General features: G+C 49.2%; 17 protein-coding genes. 6 read left to right on the top strand and 11 right to left on the bottom strand.

Features of this window, described 5'->3' with window-relative positions; translation table 11 throughout:
- The first annotated feature begins 7 nt into the window (after window positions 1-7).
- Window positions 8-508: a hypothetical protein gene (locus tag AWQ21_RS05250; RefSeq protein WP_065713627.1), complete on the top strand. Its 501-nt coding sequence runs from the start codon at window positions 8-10 to the stop codon at window positions 506-508.
- Between the two features lie 70 nt (window positions 509-578).
- Window positions 579-1,874, top strand: coding sequence for an O-antigen ligase (locus AWQ21_RS05245; protein WP_065713626.1), 1,296 nt, complete (start codon window positions 579-581; stop codon window positions 1,872-1,874).
- Here AWQ21_RS05245 and pgsA read toward each other — a convergent pair.
- On the bottom strand, window positions 1,779-2,315 hold the full coding sequence (gene pgsA, locus AWQ21_RS05240) for a CDP-diacylglycerol--glycerol-3-phosphate 3-phosphatidyltransferase (protein ID WP_065713625.1): 537 nt from the start codon (window positions 2,313-2,315) through the stop codon (window positions 1,779-1,781). The two genes, AWQ21_RS05245 and pgsA, sit on opposite strands and share 96 nt — an antisense overlap.
- 55 nt (window positions 2,316-2,370) lie before the next feature.
- Between pgsA and AWQ21_RS05235 the strand changes: the two genes are divergently transcribed.
- On the top strand, window positions 2,371-2,940 hold the full coding sequence (locus AWQ21_RS05235; protein ID WP_065713624.1) for a nicotinate-nucleotide adenylyltransferase: 570 nt from the start codon (window positions 2,371-2,373) through the stop codon (window positions 2,938-2,940).
- A gap of 5 nt (window positions 2,941-2,945) precedes the next feature.
- Here AWQ21_RS05235 and AWQ21_RS05230 read toward each other — a convergent pair whose 3' ends face one another.
- Genes AWQ21_RS05230 through dapB form a run of 3 tightly spaced genes read right to left on the bottom strand, consistent with a single transcriptional unit; the run spans window position 2,946 to window position 5,335 of the window.
- Window positions 2,946-3,662, bottom strand: a complete 717-nt coding sequence (locus tag AWQ21_RS05230) for a phosphate ABC transporter permease (RefSeq protein ID WP_065713623.1) — start codon at window positions 3,660-3,662, stop codon at window positions 2,946-2,948.
- A gap of 3 nt (window positions 3,663-3,665) precedes the next feature.
- Window positions 3,666-4,496, bottom strand: a complete 831-nt coding sequence (locus AWQ21_RS05225; protein WP_065713622.1) for a transposase — start codon at window positions 4,494-4,496, stop codon at window positions 3,666-3,668.
- Between the two features lie 11 nt (window positions 4,497-4,507).
- Window positions 4,508-5,335 carry a 4-hydroxy-tetrahydrodipicolinate reductase gene (gene dapB / locus AWQ21_RS05220; RefSeq protein WP_065713621.1) on the bottom strand — a complete coding sequence of 276 codons (828 nt, stop codon included), beginning with the start codon at window positions 5,333-5,335 and terminating at the stop codon, window positions 4,508-4,510.
- Between the two features lie 92 nt (window positions 5,336-5,427).
- Here dapB and AWQ21_RS05215 point away from each other — a divergent pair, with 92 nt between their 5' ends.
- The 3 genes from AWQ21_RS05215 to AWQ21_RS05205 all read left to right on the top strand — a co-directional run bounded on the left by AWQ21_RS05215 (window position 5,428) and on the right by AWQ21_RS05205 (window position 8,207).
- Window positions 5,428-6,759, top strand: coding sequence for an adenylosuccinate synthase (locus AWQ21_RS05215; RefSeq protein WP_065713620.1), 1,332 nt, complete (start codon window positions 5,428-5,430; stop codon window positions 6,757-6,759).
- 55 nt (window positions 6,760-6,814) lie between these two features.
- On the top strand, window positions 6,815-7,108 hold the full coding sequence (gene rplY / locus AWQ21_RS05210) for a 50S ribosomal protein L25 (protein WP_065713619.1): 294 nt from the start codon (window positions 6,815-6,817) through the stop codon (window positions 7,106-7,108).
- An 88-nt stretch (window positions 7,109-7,196) separates the two neighbouring features.
- Window positions 7,197-8,207, top strand: a complete 1,011-nt coding sequence (locus tag AWQ21_RS05205) for an aspartate carbamoyltransferase catalytic subunit (RefSeq protein WP_065713618.1) — start codon at window positions 7,197-7,199, stop codon at window positions 8,205-8,207.
- Between the two features lie 16 nt (window positions 8,208-8,223).
- Here AWQ21_RS05205 and AWQ21_RS05200 read toward each other — a convergent pair whose 3' ends face one another.
- The 7 genes from AWQ21_RS05200 to AWQ21_RS05170 all read right to left on the bottom strand — a co-directional run bounded on the left by AWQ21_RS05200 (window position 8,224) and on the right by AWQ21_RS05170 (window position 17,554).
- A complete protein-coding gene (locus AWQ21_RS05200) occupies window positions 8,224-10,209 on the bottom strand; it encodes an alpha-amylase family glycosyl hydrolase (protein ID WP_065713617.1) in 1,986 nt (661 codons plus the stop codon).
- A 109-nt stretch (window positions 10,210-10,318) separates the two neighbouring features.
- The gene (locus AWQ21_RS05195) at window positions 10,319-11,194 is read right to left on the bottom strand and encodes a carbohydrate kinase (RefSeq protein ID WP_065713616.1); all 876 of its coding nucleotides are present in this window, start codon (window positions 11,192-11,194) and stop codon (window positions 10,319-10,321) included.
- 2 nt (window positions 11,195-11,196) lie between these two features.
- Complete coding sequence (locus tag AWQ21_RS05190; protein ID WP_065713615.1) at window positions 11,197-12,042, bottom strand: HAD-IIB family hydrolase; 846 nt, start codon at window positions 12,040-12,042, stop codon at window positions 11,197-11,199.
- Window positions 12,035-14,194 (bottom strand): HAD family hydrolase, encoded by a 2,160-nt coding sequence (locus AWQ21_RS05185; RefSeq protein ID WP_065713614.1) that lies wholly within the window; start codon window positions 14,192-14,194, stop codon window positions 12,035-12,037. Before AWQ21_RS05185 ends, AWQ21_RS05190 begins: the two co-directional genes overlap by 8 nt.
- 265 nt (window positions 14,195-14,459) lie before the next feature.
- Window positions 14,460-15,326 (bottom strand): bifunctional methylenetetrahydrofolate dehydrogenase/methenyltetrahydrofolate cyclohydrolase FolD, encoded by an 867-nt coding sequence (gene folD / locus AWQ21_RS05180; protein ID WP_065713613.1) that lies wholly within the window; start codon window positions 15,324-15,326, stop codon window positions 14,460-14,462.
- An 81-nt stretch (window positions 15,327-15,407) separates the two neighbouring features.
- Entirely contained in the window at window positions 15,408-16,343 is a 936-nt protein-coding gene (locus AWQ21_RS05175) for a succinyl-CoA synthetase subunit alpha (protein WP_065713612.1), read from the bottom strand.
- Window positions 16,344-16,387: 44 nt separating this feature from the next.
- The gene (locus AWQ21_RS05170) at window positions 16,388-17,554 is read right to left on the bottom strand and encodes an ATP-grasp domain-containing protein (protein ID WP_065713611.1); all 1,167 of its coding nucleotides are present in this window, start codon (window positions 17,552-17,554) and stop codon (window positions 16,388-16,390) included.
- Between the last annotated feature and the right edge of the window lie 86 nt (window positions 17,555-17,640).

Raw genomic sequence — 17,640 nt, 5'->3', positions numbered from 1 at the left:
TTTTTTGATGGATACCAGCACCCAAATTTTGTTTGAAACTGGCAAAGATGCTTTTCTCCAAGGGGAATATCGCCAAAGCATCGACTATTTCCAGCGCACCGTTGAAAATCTGCCCCAATATTCTAGGGAATCTGGGGAAGTGCAACTCTGGCTTGTCAGTGCATACCAGGCCAATAACCAAGGAGATGAGGCGATCGCCCTCTGCCGTGAACTAATGACCCATCCCTTTACCAGCACCAGCCAACGGGCCCAGCGGCAACTGTATATTCTCGAAGCCCCCAAACTCGAACGCCCGAAAGAGTGGCTCACGGAAATCCCCAGCTTGGATAACCTTGATCCGGCCAAATCGCTCTATGTCGAGGGCAAGAAAAAAGTTGAGGAAAAAGAACTTGCCATCGAGGATTTTGAAGATTTGTCCCAAGTCGAAACCCAGGATAATCAATTTCTCTGGTGGGCTTTGGGTTTGGGTCTTGTGGGGTTAACCAGTTGGGGCATTTGGGGCGGCTGAACCTCCAGCAATCCAAGAAGGGTAAGGTGGTGCGGTAGGATTTGAAGGCTGTGGCTCCATTCCCCTCGGTATGATCAAACATTCGCCAGCCCCTACTTCGGAATATTTACCACCCCTGACAGAGCTGGGCGTGATTCTCCTGCCGATCGCCCCTGGCTGGGGGGTCGCTTGCCTAGGGATTCAAATGATTCTGTTGTTAAAACAGGCCGGACGGCAGTTATGGCGGCAACCCTTGACTTGGATTTTTGGGGCTATTTCGGTTTGGCTATTCGGAGTAACGGCGATCGCCCCTTATCCTTTGGAATCTTTGTTAGGGGTGGCTAATTTTGTGCCGTTTTTCCTGGTTTTTCTCGCCTTCTCGGCTCTCTTTAATACCTTGGATCGCTTGGATCGCTTGGCTTGGCTAATTGTGGCCCCTTCTTTGGCGATCGCCGTTTTAGGCCTAGGGGAGCTTTGGTTTGGCTGGCGAACACCACCTGTGATTTGGCAACTGTTTGGCTGGGGCTTAACGGGGGAAGGCAATCCCCCCACGCGGCTGTCCTCAACGTTTATGTATGCCAATATTTGTGCGGCCTATCTACTGATGGCTTTTTTATTGGGGGTGGGGCTGTGGTTGAGGGATTTTGCCTGGGGAAAATTGCGTCAATCTCGAATTTTTCTGTATCTCACCGTGACCCTACTCCTCGATGGTGTTGCCCTGATTTTGACGAATTCCCGGAATGTCTGGGCGATCGCCTTTTTAGGGCTGTTTATCTATGCCATTTATGTGGGCTGGTGGTGGATCTGTGGCTTTGCAACGGGCCTCGGTACCGCAATTCTCGGTGCATCCTTTGGCCAAACCCCCTGGCGAGATCCCCTACGCCAAATCGTGCCTTACTATTTTTGGGGTCGTCTGTCAGATCAAATGCACCGTGGCCGCGCCATCGAAGATCTCCGCATTACCCAATGGCAGTTTGTCCTAGACATGATTCGTCAGCGGCCTTTGACGGGTTGGGGTGTCCGCAGTTTTACCCCCAGCTATGAAGTGGCCATGAACCGTTGGCTGGGCCACCCCCACAATTTTTACTTGATGCTCACTTCTGAAATTGGCATTCCCTTTGCTGCCTTATTTATCGGCACCATCGGCTGGCTCTATGCCCAGGGGGTGTTGGCCTGGCGCAAGTTGTCTGACCGGGGCGATCGCCTCTTGTTGTTCAGTTATCTGATGGCTTTTGGGGGTTATGTGCTGTTCAATACCCTCGATGTGACGGTGCTCGATTTGCGTTTAAATCTATTTACTTGGCTCCTCCTGAGTGCGATCTGGGGTTTGGGGCAACAGGTAAATCACCCCAGAAATCACAGTCAAAGCGACGGCCAGCCAGAATAAACCTAAAGCCAGCGTTTCCCCTTGGGTGGTGATGGGGTAAATGAGCAGGGCGATCGCCGCAATTTGCGTGACCGTTTTCGCCTTGCCCCAGAGATTGGCCCCCTGAATTTTCTTTTCCCCGGTGACGCGCCAGCCAGCAATGGTCAGTTCCCGCGCCAAAATCAGAAAAACGCCCCAAGCAGGAATTTGTTGCAGATGAACCAAAGACAATAGCGGTGCTGTGACCAGCAGTTTATCCACAAGCGGATCCAGAAATTTACCTAAATCCGTCACCTGATCGAGTTTGCGGGCTAAATAGCCATCCAGCCAATCGGTCAGGGCTACGACGAGAAAAATAACTAGGGCAATGAGGCGTAGTCGCGGCGTTGGATTTTCTAACAGCAGTAATAGAAAAGGAACACCCGCTAACCGAGAAACCGTGATCCAAGTGGGTAAATTCATATAAACTTCTCAGAACAACCTAACCTCCCATCATGTCACACCAATGTCTGTTTCCATGACGCGCGTTGCCCTCTTTGGTACCAGTGCTGATCCGCCTACGGTGGGCCACCAAGCGATCCTCCGCTGGCTCAGTGAACATTATGATCAAGTGGCGGTTTGGGCTGCAGATAATCCCTTTAAAAAACATGGGGCATCCTTGGCCCAACGGTCAGCGATGTTGCAGTTGGTGATCGAGGATTTGGGTTGTGACAATGTCATAGTAGATGAACGCCTCAGCGATCGCCGCAGTTTAAATACCCTCCAGCGCGCCCAGGATATTTGGGGTCAAGAAACAGCGTTTTTTCTGGTAATTGGCTCTGATTTAGTGAGTCAGATTCCCCGTTGGTATCGGGCGAAGGATCTCCTCCAGCAGGTTACTCTCCTCATTTTTCCGCGCCGAGGCTACCCTCTCCAACCGGAAGCACTGCAACAACTAGAGGCTCTCAAGGGTTCCTGGGAAACGGCTACCTATGTGCCACCTCCGGTTTCTTCTAGTGAATATCGTAGTGAGGGCAAACAAAAGACTGTCATTCCCGCTGTTACCGACTATATTCAGACCCATAATCTGTATCAAGAATTATCCTGAGTCGTCTAAAAATTACGCATTAATCGAGGCGATCGCCCTTTGGGATAGGGTCTAGGGGGAGGATTATTGGGATTTTTGCTGTAGCGGATCCGCAGTTGTTCCCGCACATCCCAGAACACATCCCGCCGCAGATAGGGATACAAACCCACCCACAAATTTAACCGAGGAATGTAGGCATCAGTCACCTTCAGTTTCTGACCCAAATTCCGCTGATTGGAGAGCACCAACAATTCCACCGCCTGCCCTGGCTTCAAATTGCGATGGATCGGTTCCACAGGCGCTTGAATACGAGCCAAATAGCCTTCCTTATCGCCGACTTCTAAATTAATGCGCCGTTCCCGATTTTCCACCCGCAGCAAACGACCAAGTTTATCGACTTCTTCCTGGGTACGGACAATTTCTTCGGTGAGGTAAACATCGAGAATTTTGCCCCGCCAAAAAAAGCAGTAGGACTGCCGCCGATATTCCGCATTTTTCAGACTTGCTGAGTAAATGGGTGACCAAAACCAGTACAAACCACCGATGATTTGGGTCAGGAGCCGGAGGGAGTCAGTTTCCCGTAGTAATAGACCCAGTAGAAAAAACAAGACCACCAAAATGAAGGAGATTAAGGCACGTCGTAAAAAATCCTCCGTTTTCCCCCAGTAATAGCGATATTGTTCGCCGCTGGCTACCAGGGGAATCAGTTGTTCAAATTTCTCTTGGGTAATGGGAATGAGCATTGGTTAAGCTTGGGTACCTTCTTGTGGCGATCGCCCTTGATGATCCTGAATAATTTTGGTCACTGCTTCAACAGAATCATCGACAATCTCGGCAATTTCTTCCACAGAAAAATTCCTTTGTAAGAGACGAAGCACAACTGAAATTTCTTTTTCTCGCTGACCTCGACGTTGACCTCGACTAAGAATTTCGTTATACCAAGGCGATTCCCGAAGTACAGTCATATCCCACCTCATAATTTGTTGAACAAGGGGCAGTTCCAATACAAAGCTAGCAAAAAAGGCCAACAGCGGCTCCAATTCATCGAGTTGTTCTTCTTGACGGAGTTGGTAGACCGCTTCTCGAATTAATGCCTCATCATTGCCCCCGGCGAGAACGGGCACAAAGGGTAATAGTGAGGTTAGGGATTGGGCCAAAACCAAATTTGCCTCCACCTCCCAAAGGTTAATCACCTGATAATCTTGCCTCGTTTGCAGCCCTTTAAACGCCGCTTGGTAAGAGGTCGGGATCTGCGGTTTGCTTGCCGGGGACAAAATATTGATTAGCACCGGGTAAACGGGCAAGTTGAATTTTTCCCGCGCCAGGGCGGCATAGGCCGTCATCCGCCGGGGCATCTGGGCGGTATAACGTAGCTGCAATTCGTTGAGCAGTAGAAAATCGCCATCCTGGGGACAGGTAACACGCAACAGTACATCGCTATCACGGCTGACCCACTGGAATTGGGGGTCGATAAATTCTTGGGCCTGGAGTGTTTGATCCCCCATGACCCACTGCACCCAGGCATCGGGGTTGAGACTAATGAGACGTTTACTACCAATGTCGGCGGACTTTGCCATGTTCAGCGCATCTACAGGATATTTTCTAGGCCATAGACCAGGGTTTGCAGTTCCGTAACTTTGCGAATCGAGAGCAGCACACCGGGCATATAGCAGGAGCGATCGCTAGTGTCATGGCGCAGGGTATAGATTTGACCTGGAGCACCGAAAATCATCTCCTGGTGGGCGATCAAACCTGGCAAACGGACGCTGTGGATGCGGATATTATCTTCGGTGACAGCCCCTTTCGCACCGGGCATTTCTTCTTTTTCTTCCACCTCAGCGGGATTGAATTGCTTGCCGAGTTCCGCCAACATCTGCGCCGTTTTAATGGCGGTGCCACTGGGGGCATCGGCCTTTTGGTTGTGGTGGAGCTCGATAATTTCGACGTGATCAAAATATTTAGCGGCCTGTAACGAAGCCTGTTGCATGAGGACAACGCCAATGGAGAAGTTGGGAATGATTAAGGCCCCAGTGCTGGCTTTTTCGGCAAATTCTTTGAGGTCATTAATTTGTTCTTCGCTTAATCCAGTGGTTCCCACAACAGGACGCACGCCATAGGCGATCGCCGCACGCGTATTGGCATAGACCCCGCTGGGATGGGTAAAGTCCACCATTACCCCTTGGATTTTGCTTTGGGTTGCCATAACGAGGGAAGCCTCTAAATCATTGACAATGGGGACTTCAACCGCGCCACAGCCAGCAATTTCTCCCACATCCTGGCCTAAAAGTGTTGGATTTTTATCAACAGCAGCGATAATCTCCATATCCGCAGCCCCAGCTACGGCTTTGACCACTTCCCGGCCCATTTTGCCACCGGCACCATTGATCACAACTGGGATTTTGTTGATATTTTCCATGACTTCCCTTAGAAAACTTTTTTAAAAAGCTTGACACAAGATCGCCAAAGTCACAATAATTGAAGTTTGTGTGAATTAGAGTAGACAAACCCTTGGCTAACGTAGTTGTCATTGGTGCCCAATGGGGTGACGAAGGAAAAGGAAAGATCACGGATTTACTGAGCAAATCCGCCGATGTTGTCGTGCGCTCCCAAGGGGGCGTGAATGCAGGACACACCGTCGTTGTGCAGGGACAAACTTTTAAGCTTCATCTAATCCCTTCCGGCATTTTATATCCAGATACCGAATGTATCATCGGCTCAGGGACGGTCATTGATCCGAAAGTCCTCCTCGAAGAAATTGATCAGCTCCACCGTCTGAATGTTTCGACGGAAAACCTGTTTATTTCCCAAACTGCCCACGTGACGATGCCCTATCACCGTTTAATCGATGGGGCCTCTGAAGAAATGCGCGGCGATCGCAAAATTGGCACCACCGGACGGGGCATCGGCCCAACCTATGCCGATAAGTCCGAACGGACGGGGGTACGAGTTCTCGATCTCATGGATCTTGAAAACTCCCAAGACAAATTTGTTTGGGCAATCAAATACAAAAATGTCATTCTCGAAAAACTCTACGATCTTCCGCCCCTAGATCCCCAGGAAGTCATCGAAGAATATCGCGCCTATGCCGATGCGCTGCGCCCCCACATCGTAGACAGCTCCCTCAAGGTTTTTGAAGGCGTCAACGCGAAGAAAAATATCCTATTTGAAGGGGCTCAGGGCACTCTCCTCGATATTGATCACGGAACATACCCCTACGTCACCTCCTCCAACCCCATTGCGGGAGGCGCTTGTGTGGGTGCCGGGATTGGCCCCACCATCATTGACCGGGTCATTGGTGTTGCTAAAGCCTACACCACACGGGTCGGAGAAGGGCCATTCCCCACAGAACTCGATGACGAGATCGGTGAACTCCTTGGCCATGTAGGGGCAGAATTTGGGACAACCACAGGGCGGCGGCGTCGCTGTGGCTGGTTCGATGCCGTCATCGGGCGCTATGCGGCGCGGATTAATGGCCTAGATTGTCTGGCGATTACTAAACTAGATGTGCTCGATTCCCTCGACGAAATCAAGGTCTGTGTGGCCTACGAAATCGACGGGGAAGCTTGTGAACACTTCCCGAGTAATGCTAATCTGTTTGCTCGTTGCAAGCCGATTTATAAGACAATGCCTGGCTGGAAACAGCCCACGAGCGAGTGTCGTTCCCTCGATGAATTGCCCAAGGAAGCGCTTGCCTACTTGAAATTCCTAGCAGAATTAATGGACGTACCGATCGCCATTGTTTCTCTAGGGGCAGGTCGAGAACAAACGATCATCGTCGAAGACCCAATCCATGGTCCCAAACGGGCCTTGTTGGATCGAAACGGTGAACCCATCGGCTAAGCCTGCTATTTTTTAACTTTTTATTCTCTAACGCTATTTATTTAGGTTATTTCCCATGTCTTTAACGATTGAATGTCAAGCTCGCCCTGAAGGGGTCAACCCCCGTGCGCTCCGCCGTGATGGCCTTCTCCCAATCAACCTTTATGGTCACAAGGGTGCTGATTCTGATGTGTTTGTAGTGGACTACAAAGAAGCATTAACATTGCTGAAAAAAGTAACCCCCAACGAAACTGTGGTTGAAGTCAAAACTCCTGATTGGTCTGGCACTGCGGTTGTGCGAGAAATCCAGTCCCATCCTTGGAAGCGCAATTTGCTGCACCTCAGCTTCTTCCACACGGATGCTGCGTAAGGACACCTAAATTTGATTGGTTAAGATGGGGAGGGCGTCACAGAAAGTGCCCTCTTTTTTTGTGGCTTGATAGTGAATGGGGAAAGTTATGACAACGGCAACGGCCACCTGGACACGGCGGCATATTCTGTCACTGATGGATTTTTCGGTGGCGGAACTGGATGCGGTACTGCAGACGACCACTAGCCTGCGGGATGTCTTATTTCGTCGCATGAAGAAGGTGCCAGCGCTGCAAGGGCAGGTGGTGACGAATATGTTTTTTGAGCCATCGACCCGTACCCGCAGTAGTTTTGAGTTGGCGGCGAAACGGCTTTCGGCGGATGTGATGAATTTTGCGCCGGGGTCTTCTTCTTTGAGTAAAGGGGAAACAATTTTGGATACGGCGAAGACTTACCTGGCCATGGGTGCAGACATTATGGTGATTCGCCATAAGCAATCGGGGGTTCCCCAGGCGATCGCCGCGGAGATGGACCGCATCAAATCGGGGGTGAGTATTCTCAATGCGGGTGATGGCCTCCATGCCCACCCATCCCAGGCTTTATTGGATCTGTTTACCATTTGTCGGGTACTTGACCCCGAAAATCCCCGTTGTGAACTCTTGCGAGGCAAAAAAATCGCCATTGTCGGGGATATTCTGCACTCCCGAGTGGCCCGCTCCAATATTTGGAGTTTGACCACCGCTGGGGCCGATGTCCATTTGGCTGCGCCGCCCACCTTGCTCCCAGAAGGATTTCGGGAATTTGCCACGGATGCCGAAGGCAGCCTCAAGCTCCACTGGGACATTGAACCCGCCCTCAAAGATGCCGATTTTGTGATGACCCTCCGCCTGCAACATGAACGGATGACCGCCCATCTCTTACCCAGCTTGCGGGAATATCATCAACGGTTTGGGATTACAGGCGATCGCCTCAAACAATGTCAACCGGACGTTAAAGTTCTCCATCCGGGGCCTGTGAATCGTGGTGTAGAACTCGCCTCCGATGTGATGGATCACCCCGCCCTTAGTCTCGTTTCTGAACAAGTGACCAATGGCGTCGCCGTGCGGATGGCGCTGCTTTATTTAATTGGTAGCAGCAAAGCCAATAACTCCCTCAATTAGTCCTTGGGGCAATAACCTATAACAAAGTTGTTGTCAGACTCGGTTGCATTTTACTCAACCAATAAAACTGGAACGGTGCTAATACCAGTTGTTTTTCAAAAATTTCCGGCGCATTTTGACTGTATAAATCAATTAATAAATCCTGATCATGGCAGTCAAAAGGATGACAAGCTAAGTGACTGAGATCTAAATTTTGGTATTCCGGTGAAAAATTCCCAATGACTAGAACATGATCCCGCTTATTGGGGCTAATACGCACAAAACCAAATAGATGCGAATTATCAATGGATAACAATTGACGATTATTAAAATCAGCAAAAGCAGGAATCGCTTTTCGTACCGCAATCATGTGTTGTAGAGCAGAGAAAATACGATGCTCAATGGTGCCTTCAATGTGCCGCAATTCTGCTTTTTTCCAATTAATTTTGGGTCGATGGGCCCAGCGAGTATCGTTGGCTTTACTCAAATTACCTACGTAGGAATAATCATTTAAAGTGCCAATTTCATCGCCATAATAAATTAGCGGAATGCCCCCAAAAGAGAAAATAATACTGTAGAGCAATAAAATATGTTTGATAATAATCGCTATTTTTTGCTGGTCGTTGGCCTCAATAGCTGTTTCTAAGCCCATTAAAGACGTCAGAGTACCGGAGATACGAGCATCGTCATTTTTAGAATTTTGACCAAAGAGTAAACCCCTCGCATCAGTGCCTTCAAATTGGCCGCAAAAATAGTCAATGAGAAATCGTCGGTGGGATTTTGGATCATAGCCCGCTTGGGCAATATCTGCATCGGTAAACCCCAGGCCAATGTCATCATGGCAGCGGATATAGTTGAGCCAAGTGGCGCGGTCTAGCTTTGCTGGAATATTTTTGAGCCCTTGGATTAAAAGCTTGGCATTCTTGGTAGCAGCAGCATCCCACAGGAGAGCCATGAGTGTTGCATTGTAGGCAATTTCACATTCCTTGGCATTGATCGCATCTTCGCCGAAATAACGCACAATTTCTACGGGGGCAACGATCGCCTCGGCAATGAAAATAACCCCTGGGGCGGTAATTTGGCAGCAGTCTTTGAAGATCTGCAAAATCATGTGAGCTTCTTTTTCATTTTGACTTTGGCTGCCGATCTTTTTCCATAGGAAAGCAACTGCATCGAGCCGCAGTACATCAACACCTTGGTTGGCCCAAAAAAGAATAATATCGACCATTTCAATGAGCACCGCTGGGTTTTGATAATTGAGATCCCATTGGTAGTTATTAAAAACAGTCATCACCCATTTTTGTAGTTCTTCGTCCCAGGTGAAATTGCCCGGAGCCGTTTCTGGGAAAATTTCTGGGAGATTTTTTTCAAACATGTCGGGAATATCCCGCGTGTCGAACATATAATAATATTTCTGATATTTTTTATCCCCTTTACGTGCTTTTTGGGCCCATTCATGTTCGTTTGAAGTGTGATTAATTACAATATCGAGGGCCAACAAAATTTCTTTTTGCCGGAAGATTTCAACGAGGTGTTGGAGATCCTGGAGGGTGCCAATTTTAGAATTGATTTGTCGATAATTACTGATGGCATAACCACCGTCACTGGCATGGCGAGGGCACTCTAAAATCGGCATAATGTGGATAAAGTTAACCCCCAGTTCGCTGAAATAGGCAACGCGATCGCCGAGGTCTTGGAGATCATCGGCAAAGCCATCGGCATACAAAGTCATGCCGACCCATTGGGATTCCAGAAACCAGTTAAAGTTTTTTTCCCGCGCTAGATCAGTCTGTTTAAATTCTGGCGATCGCCCAATATATTGGTAGGCCATTACTTCGACCAGTCTTAGCAGTTGCGCTTTAAAATCTGAGCGGCGACCATAGAGTTTATAAAAGAGGGAAAAAAGGCTATAGAAATTGGCACCTAAACGGGTATAAAAATGACTTAATTCTTGTTCTTTGAGTTCGGGCCTTAATTGATCCAGAATCTCATTTAAAATCGAATGGGAAAACTGTTCGTACATAGCCCGAAACCTAAAGTCTAAAAAATTTAACCGTATTTATAGTAAAGCAAAGATGCTTGGGGGAAATCGTTTGAGAAAAATTAAACGAACCTTGGGTTATTTCCGGGAATTATAACCGCCAGGCCTGAATAAAGGGTTGATAAAAGTGGGGATCTTCACTCACAGCCCCCCGAATCCCCACAACGGCACTGGCAAAGGCTTGCGCCCGTTCTAGGATTAGAGAAGGGGGCCAATTCGATGTCAGCCCCAGCAAGCAGACACTACAAAAGGCATCCCCAGCACCGACTGTATCGACCACGGTGGTATTTTTTTGAGGTGAAATCTGTTGGCGATCGCCTTGGGTGTAGAGACTCGCGCCAGCTTCTCCCGCCGTTAAAATAATCTGTTGCAGTGAATCCTGGCTCAACAAATGATTAATCGCGAGGTCAATCGAGGCAAATTCAGGGGTTAGTAACGTTAATTCTTCAGTATTTAATTTCACATATTGACTGGCGGCTAGGGCAGAATTGATCGTTACTGCTGTCCACCACGGTTGGCGCAAATTAACATCAAAAAAAATCTGGTCTGCTTGTTGCTGAAGTGCCCTAAAACTGCCTTGGGAAACTGCATTTCTTAGGGCTAGACTACCGTGGTAAAGCCAAAAATTAGCTCCTAAGGGTGGAAACTGTTGATGATCAATAAAATCATAGGCACAGTCGGCGGTAATTTCATATTGGGGTTGACCCTTTTCAAGGGTGACTTTAACGGTTCCGGTGGGATGAATTTCATCTATTTGGAGGCCAGCAAGGGTCATCTGCCAAGCCTGCATTTTGGTTTGAATTGCTAATCCAAGATCATCCACACCAACCCGAGAAATCAACAAAGGATTTGCCCCAAATGCCTGTAAATGCCAGGCCACATTAAAAGGGGCTCCTCCCAGCTTTTGGTTGCCATCGGGAAAAATATCCCAAAGCACTTCACCAAAAATCACGATGTTTTTTGCCATAGTCAAATGTTTCCTTCGGTGGAATTAAGCCATTGTTGATATTCAGGAAAGTAGTAAAAAATGCCCTCTAAAATACCAGCACTATAATTACCATTCATGCCTAAACAATTGCCCTGGGCAAAATAAATTGGGGTTCGATCACAAGTATTTTGGAGTTTTTGTTTTAAGGTCTGAGGGGCATTGGCCACAAGCACCGCAGGAATGGGACTGCTTAAAACGGCCTCGTCATTGCCGCTATCCCCAGCAAAAATAGTTTGGGTTAAAGAAAAATTCTGGGCAGCCATTAAAAAAGAAATGGCTTGATATTTATTGGCCTGGGAGGGCAAAATATCCAAGAGGCCTACTTGCTTTTCTTCGTCAATACTCCAGATTAAGTGAGTAGAAAAATTTTGTTGTTTTAAAAGTGTTTTGATTTCAATTAATAATTGTTGATTGTTTTCTTGAAGATCAACATAATAACTCAGTTTATAGTGGCTTTGTTTTGCTGATTCCTGGAGTTGGAGAGCCGGATGATTCTCAAGGTAGTGGTGAATGGCAATCGCCCCTTGTTTCGGCCAGTCTGTCGCAAGGTGATCATCCCAGTTTTGCCAGCGGTGCCATTGGGAATTTTGCCAGGTGTAAATGCTACTGCCCACATCGGCGATCGCAAATTGGGGGTGAGGCAGTTGATAGTCTAAAATCGCCTGATCAATTAAAGCTAAATGGCGTCCCGTGACATAGGCTAAAGTTATCTGGGGCTGGGCAACAAATTGACGGAAATAGGTCCTTGCCTGGGGAGATTCTGGGGCGGCACCATTGGGAATCAAAGTGCGATCTAGATCAGTACATAACAGCAAGCAATCAGTCATGATTTTGTCCCGTCGCGCGACACAATTCAAAGAAATCGTAATGGTCTAAACCATCTAAAATGCCAGCCGCAAATTCTTTTTCAGAAAAATAAATGGGTTGGATATTATTTAAATCTGAGAGTTCCTCCCTGTGACGATTTTTGACGACCACAGACAAACTATTACCGAGCATCATGTCTTCATCGGCCCCAGAACCACCCACCGTTAGAATGCGGTTGAGGGGAATTTCCCACTGTTCTGCAAACCAGCGTAACCCGTAACCTTTTGAGGCCCTAATCGGCACAACGTCGAGGTATTGACCAAAGGAAAACATAACATTTACGGTCTGATCATTTTTAAATAAAATGCGTTTTAATTCTTCGACACTAGGGGCGATCGCCGGGTCGTAAAAATAGCTAATTTTAAAGGCACTTTGAAAAGGCTTGGGTTGGAGTTCTAGGCCTGGCAAATCTCCTAAAAGATCCACTACCCGTTGACGATTCCAAAGATAATTAATGTGATTTGACCAAGCCCGATCCGGCGTCAACTGGGGCGCATAGTAAATTTCTGTGCCGAGGCTCGTCATCAGCACATCCGGTTGGGGGATATTGTGTTCCCGCAAAACCTTGAGGGCCGCATCCAAACGCCGTCCGGTGGCAATACAAAAGGCAATTTCCTTGCGGTGTTGATTCAGCAAAGTTACCAATTCCTGGAGAGCCACTGGATCCCCCACTAAATTTTGATCAATGGTCGAAACAATCGCTCCCTGATGATACAAGGCCGGACGACGGGCGATCGCCAATTCCTGCCGCGACTCCGTACGATTCAAAATGGACTGCACCACCTCCATATACCGCTCCACGTGGGACTGCCAAGTATAGGCCCGGCGTACATTATGAATTCCCTGCTGTGAGAACTTTCGCCACCGTTGGGCGTCCCCTAAAATTTTGCTGATTTTTGCGGCGATATCCTGGGGTTCGAGGGGATTTACTAGATAACCATTTTGGCAATTTTTCAAAATATCCACTGGCCCCCCATCCTCAGTGGCCACAATGGGCAAACCACTGGCTGCTGCTTCGATCAACGTCAAGCCAAAGGGCTCCGTCAACGCCGGATTCACAAATACCCCCTGGGAGAGACTGGCCAGTCGATACAGTTCCCCAATTTCCTGGGAAGACAAAAACTTAGGGTAGGCCACTTTGCCGTACAGGTTATAGCGATCAATCGCCCACAACAGCTCCGTAAAGATCGCTTGGGCATTGCTGCTCAAATCCCGTGGATCGTCCCGCGTCCCCGAAAAAACAACCAAATTAGCCTGCTGCTGCAACGACGGTGATGTCCCAAAAGCCCGAACCAAACCGAGGATATTTTTGCGCTGATCTAAACGGGACAAGGCCAAAATAATGGGTTTACGGGGTTCCTTTAAAAATACCGATAATTTCTGCCAAACCGAGCCCTGCCATTCATCCCCCGTGGCGGGGTAAAAACATTGCAGATCCGTCCCTGGCGGAATTACCCGCATATTTTCCGGATGATAAAAATCATATTGGGCATACTGACCCTGGATTTCCTGTTGGGTACTGGTAATGACCCTGGTGGCCGAAGCAAGGGTTTCTTCCTCCGCATTAATCCGGCGGGTTAAATGGTAACGATTCTCGATCACTTCTCCTTTGATACCGCTGGCAAGCAAGCGCTTTCGTTTACTGCGACCGAGGGAGTGGCCCGTGTGAAACAAAGGAATACCGAGATGATTCGCCAAGCGTATGCCCACATAACCCGCATCGGCATAGTGACTGTGGATTAGATCCGGGAGTCTGGGTTGATGGTTTAAGTAGGTTAAGGTGTTGTCCGCAAAATTATCGAGGTAATCCCAAAGTTCTTCCTTAGGGATATAGTCATCAATCCCGGCTGAGATGCGAATAATATTGGCTTTTTCGTTAATGAGTTCGCAGGGCTGACCATAGTCGGCACTTACTTTTGGGTCAATGATCTGCTTGGTAATCAAATCGACCTGTTCGATGTCTGGGTGCTGGGCCAGGGCAGCAGCAAGTTCTACCACATATTTCGTTTGGCCACCCGTATCAGCATCACGGCCCAATTCTAAATTTTGACTGCGGATGAGACCATGAATACTGATTAAAACGATGTATCGAGGGGATTGGGGACGCATCATCGTTGCTCTGGGGACATACCCAATGTCAACCGTGGCAAGGGATTTGGTTCTCGTTGAAAAATGAATCGCAAAGCGTAACCCAAGGGTAACTTCTGTTGTGATGCTAGCGTACCCTTTGGCTCAGAAAGGATCCTTGAAAAATATCTTCATTAATCAAAAATCGACCTATTTGGGCTAATTTTCTTGGGAAATCCCCCTTGTTGAAGACAAAAAAACTCCCCCCAGGCGGAGAGAGTATTCCATCAGAATTGATGTCTAAAAACGCTTATTCGGCCTTGGCTTGGTAGCTGTTGAAGGTATTTTGCAGGAGCATCGCCACGGTCATGGGGCCAATCCCACCAGGGACAGGGGTAATTTGGGCGGCGACTTGGGCGGCCTCTGTGTAAGCGACGTCTCCCACTAGGCGAGATTTACCTGTCGCAGTATCGACGATGCGATTAATGCCCACATCAATGACCACGGCACCGGGCTTGATCATGTCAGCGGTAATAAATTCAGGTCTGCCAATGGCGGCCACGAGGATATCGGCCTCCCTGGTGAGCGCGGCGAGGTCTTGGGTGCGGGAATGGGCGATCGCCACCGTGGCATTCGCTTCTAGGAGCATCAGGGCAATGGGTTTCCCGACCAAAATACTCCGGCCCACCACCACGGCTTTTTTCCCTTCGAGGGGGATGTTGTATTCCTTAAGCAATTCCATCACACCGTAGGGGGTACAACTGCGCAGGCCCGGTTCGGAGCGCACGAGGTGGCCTAGGTTCAATGGGTGCAGCCCATCTGCGTCTTTTTCGGGGGCAATGGTTAGGAGCAAACCCACAGCATCTAGGTGGGGCGGCAACGGTAATTGCACTAAAATTCCGTCAACCCGGTCATCTTGATTGAGGTCTTGGATTACGGCTTCGAGTTCGCCTTGGGTAATATCAGCGGGAAAATGTTTACCAAAGGAGGCCATCCCAATTTTTTCGCAGGCGCGTTCTTTGTTGCGGACATAGGCGGCGCTCGCGGGATTATCCCCAACCATCAGCACGGCGAGACCTGGGGGGCGACCCATTTTGGGGGCGATCGCCGCGATCTGGGTTTTAAGGTTTGCTTGGATTTTTTGGGCAAAGCTTTTGCCATCAAGAATTTGTGCCATGGATGTCGGGGATGCTGAGCATTTCGGTTGCCAAGTTTATCTTAGATCCGATGCTGGGGATAGGGTTTGGATCATGCAAATTTAAGGGGTCGTGGAAGAATTTTTGGGGCGACGGCTGCGACTGCGTGGGGGTTGGAGGGCTTTTTTGATCAGGGTCGGAATTTCTTTGATATTACGACCAAAGGCGAGTTTTTCCTGTTTGAAGGCGCTGTGCATTTCCGCTGGGGTGTAGGTGTCGCTAATGCAGTAGGAAAGCTGGTTGGCGATAATTGTCCCGGCATCATGACAACTGCGCTGGATGGGGGCGTGACTGCCACAGAGGTAAGTGACTACGGGGGTTTCGATGTGGTCGCGGATCAAAGGGATTAGATCAATTTCTTCTTGGGAGCCGTAACGGCCTAAAAGGGCGATCGCCTTGGTGTGGGGATCTTGATCGAGGTAGTGGAGCCACTGGGCAAAATGGGAACCCGGCAGATCGGCGTTGCCCACATCCACCACATAGGATTGGCCCAAACCCGCTTGATTGAGGAGAATTGCCACCTCCTGGGAGAGGCTACTAAATCGACTAAGAAGCGCGACCTCGCCGGGTTGAAAGTGGTTGACAAAGTTTGTCCCCAGCCACAGTTGCCCCGGAATCACTAACCCACTGCTCCCTGGCCCGAGAATCTGGACATCTTCTTGTTGGGCTTGGCAGAGCAGCCGTACCATATCCAAAGGCGGTACTCCTGCAGAAATGATGATCAGTTGTTTGATCCCGGCGGCGATCGCCTCAAAGGCCGCATCCAAAACGTTAAAGGGTTCAACAAAGATCAAACTGGTGGTGATCTCGCCGACCTGAGCCTTGGCTTCTGTGACTAAATCAAACGTGGGAATGCCATCGCGGGTCTCGCCGCCGCCCCCGGCACTGACGCCCCCAATAATCTCGGTGCCATAGGCGACCATCCGGGGGAGATAGTATTGGGCAAGGGGGGTATGGATCCCTTGAATCAAAATATTGTGATTTGTATGCCAAGCCATTGCCGTTGTGTCTAAGTCCTGTGTGAGAGAAGTTGAAAGGCGTTTTAGGTTTCGGGTTTACTGAGGGCGATCGCCTGTTTGACGGCGGCCTCTAAATCTTCTTCCCAATGGCAACCAGGGGCGATCGCCGGATCAAGGGAAGGTAAACAGCGCACGATAATTTGTTGGGGCAACTCAGGCAGCTCTGGATCGGGGTCAGCATCCGGGGCGATCGCCAATTGGGGAAAATGGGCGGTTAAAGTTGCCAAAATGCGCTGATTAATTTCTGCTTCCGCCACCAAGTTCAACAAAATAACCTTAATCTGCGGGAGGGCAGCCAATTGTTCGAGGATGGTCTCGATCTGCTCATCTAGGTCGTAGGGCGAAAACACCCGACCCTGGGCGCGGGGGCCAAGGAGCCAACAGCAGGCTGGGTGGCCCTTGAGGTCATGGAGCATATCCCAAATCAACGCCGCCGCCCCCACTCCATAACAAACAATGCCCACTGTGCCTCCTTGGACATCATGGTGCCAAGAGAGGGGTGCAGCCTCTGGGGTAAAACTGAGTTGGTTTTGGTGCTCGTAAAACAGGGCGATTTCAGGGTGCTTACGGAGAGCCGTATCATGGACGGTCACCTTACCATCAAGGGCCATTAATTCCCCGGCTTGGTTAATGCCTAAGGGGTTGATTTCCACCAGCTCTAAATCCTTGGTGAGCAGCAGATCGTACATTTTTTTGATGATGTCGCTCAAGGCAGGCACCAACGCACCCCGGATGCCCATTTTGTTGAGGAGGTGGCGGGCTTGGAACGGGGAAAAAAAGTCTTTGATCACCACTTGATGGAGATTCGCCAAAAGCTGATCGATTTCCATGCCGCCGTGGGCTGACCCCAAAAGCACAGGCCGCTGCAATTCATAATCTAAAACCACCGCCAAGAAAATTTCCTGCTTGCGCTCGTAGTGGGCCTCTGCCAACAAAACATCAGGGTATTGCCCGGCGATCGCCAAATTAAAAATATTCCGCGCAGCGGCGATCGCATCAATGGTATTTTGCACCCGTTTAATGCCCCCTGCCTTACCCCGTCCCCCAGCCCGTACCTGGGACTTCAGCACAATGGGATAGGGAATTTGCAATTGTTTCAGTTCCCGGGGATCGGCAATAATCTGGGACGGCAACGTGGGTATCCCCACCTGTTCAAAAAGTTGTTTTGCCTGGTATTCGAGCAATTCCATTAGCGCAGAGGCAACCTCTATATTTCTCAACTCAAGCCTAACTTAAAACCCGAACCCTAGTCATCAAGACCAGAGGTTCCAGTGCC

This window comes from Picosynechococcus sp. PCC 7003 (assembly GCF_001693255.1).
In the GTDB taxonomy this organism is placed as follows: Bacteria; Cyanobacteriota; Cyanobacteriia; order Cyanobacteriales; family MRBY01; genus MRBY01.
This window is presented reverse-complemented; position numbering and strand designations above follow the sequence as displayed.

Coding starts and splice junctions, on each gene's coding strand:
- AWQ21_RS05250 (WP_065713627.1), top strand. CDS start 8: ATGGATACCAGCACCCAAATTTTGTTTGAAACTGGCAAAGATGCTTTT.
- AWQ21_RS05245 (WP_065713626.1), top strand. CDS start 579: ATGATCAAACATTCGCCAGCCCCTACTTCGGAATATTTACCACCCCTG.
- pgsA (WP_065713625.1), bottom strand. CDS start 2,315: ATGAATTTACCCACTTGGATCACGGTTTCTCGGTTAGCGGGTGTTCCT.
- AWQ21_RS05235 (WP_065713624.1), top strand. CDS start 2,371: ATGACGCGCGTTGCCCTCTTTGGTACCAGTGCTGATCCGCCTACGGTG.
- AWQ21_RS05230 (WP_065713623.1), bottom strand. CDS start 3,662: ATGCTCATTCCCATTACCCAAGAGAAATTTGAACAACTGATTCCCCTG.
- AWQ21_RS05225 (WP_065713622.1), bottom strand. CDS start 4,496: ATGGCAAAGTCCGCCGACATTGGTAGTAAACGTCTCATTAGTCTCAAC.
- dapB (WP_065713621.1), bottom strand. CDS start 5,335: ATGGAAAATATCAACAAAATCCCAGTTGTGATCAATGGTGCCGGTGGC.
- rplY (WP_065713619.1), top strand. CDS start 6,815: ATGTCTTTAACGATTGAATGTCAAGCTCGCCCTGAAGGGGTCAACCCC.
- AWQ21_RS05205 (WP_065713618.1), top strand. CDS start 7,197: ATGACAACGGCAACGGCCACCTGGACACGGCGGCATATTCTGTCACTG.
- AWQ21_RS05200 (WP_065713617.1), bottom strand. CDS start 10,209: ATGTACGAACAGTTTTCCCATTCGATTTTAAATGAGATTCTGGATCAA.
- AWQ21_RS05195 (WP_065713616.1), bottom strand. CDS start 11,194: ATGGCAAAAAACATCGTGATTTTTGGTGAAGTGCTTTGGGATATTTTT.
- AWQ21_RS05190 (WP_065713615.1), bottom strand. CDS start 12,042: ATGACTGATTGCTTGCTGTTATGTACTGATCTAGATCGCACTTTGATT.
- AWQ21_RS05185 (WP_065713614.1), bottom strand. CDS start 14,194: ATGATGCGTCCCCAATCCCCTCGATACATCGTTTTAATCAGTATTCAT.
- folD (WP_065713613.1), bottom strand. CDS start 15,326: ATGGCACAAATTCTTGATGGCAAAAGCTTTGCCCAAAAAATCCAAGCA.
- AWQ21_RS05175 (WP_065713612.1), bottom strand. CDS start 16,343: ATGGCTTGGCATACAAATCACAATATTTTGATTCAAGGGATCCATACC.
- AWQ21_RS05170 (WP_065713611.1), bottom strand. CDS start 17,554: ATGGAATTGCTCGAATACCAGGCAAAACAACTTTTTGAACAGGTGGGG.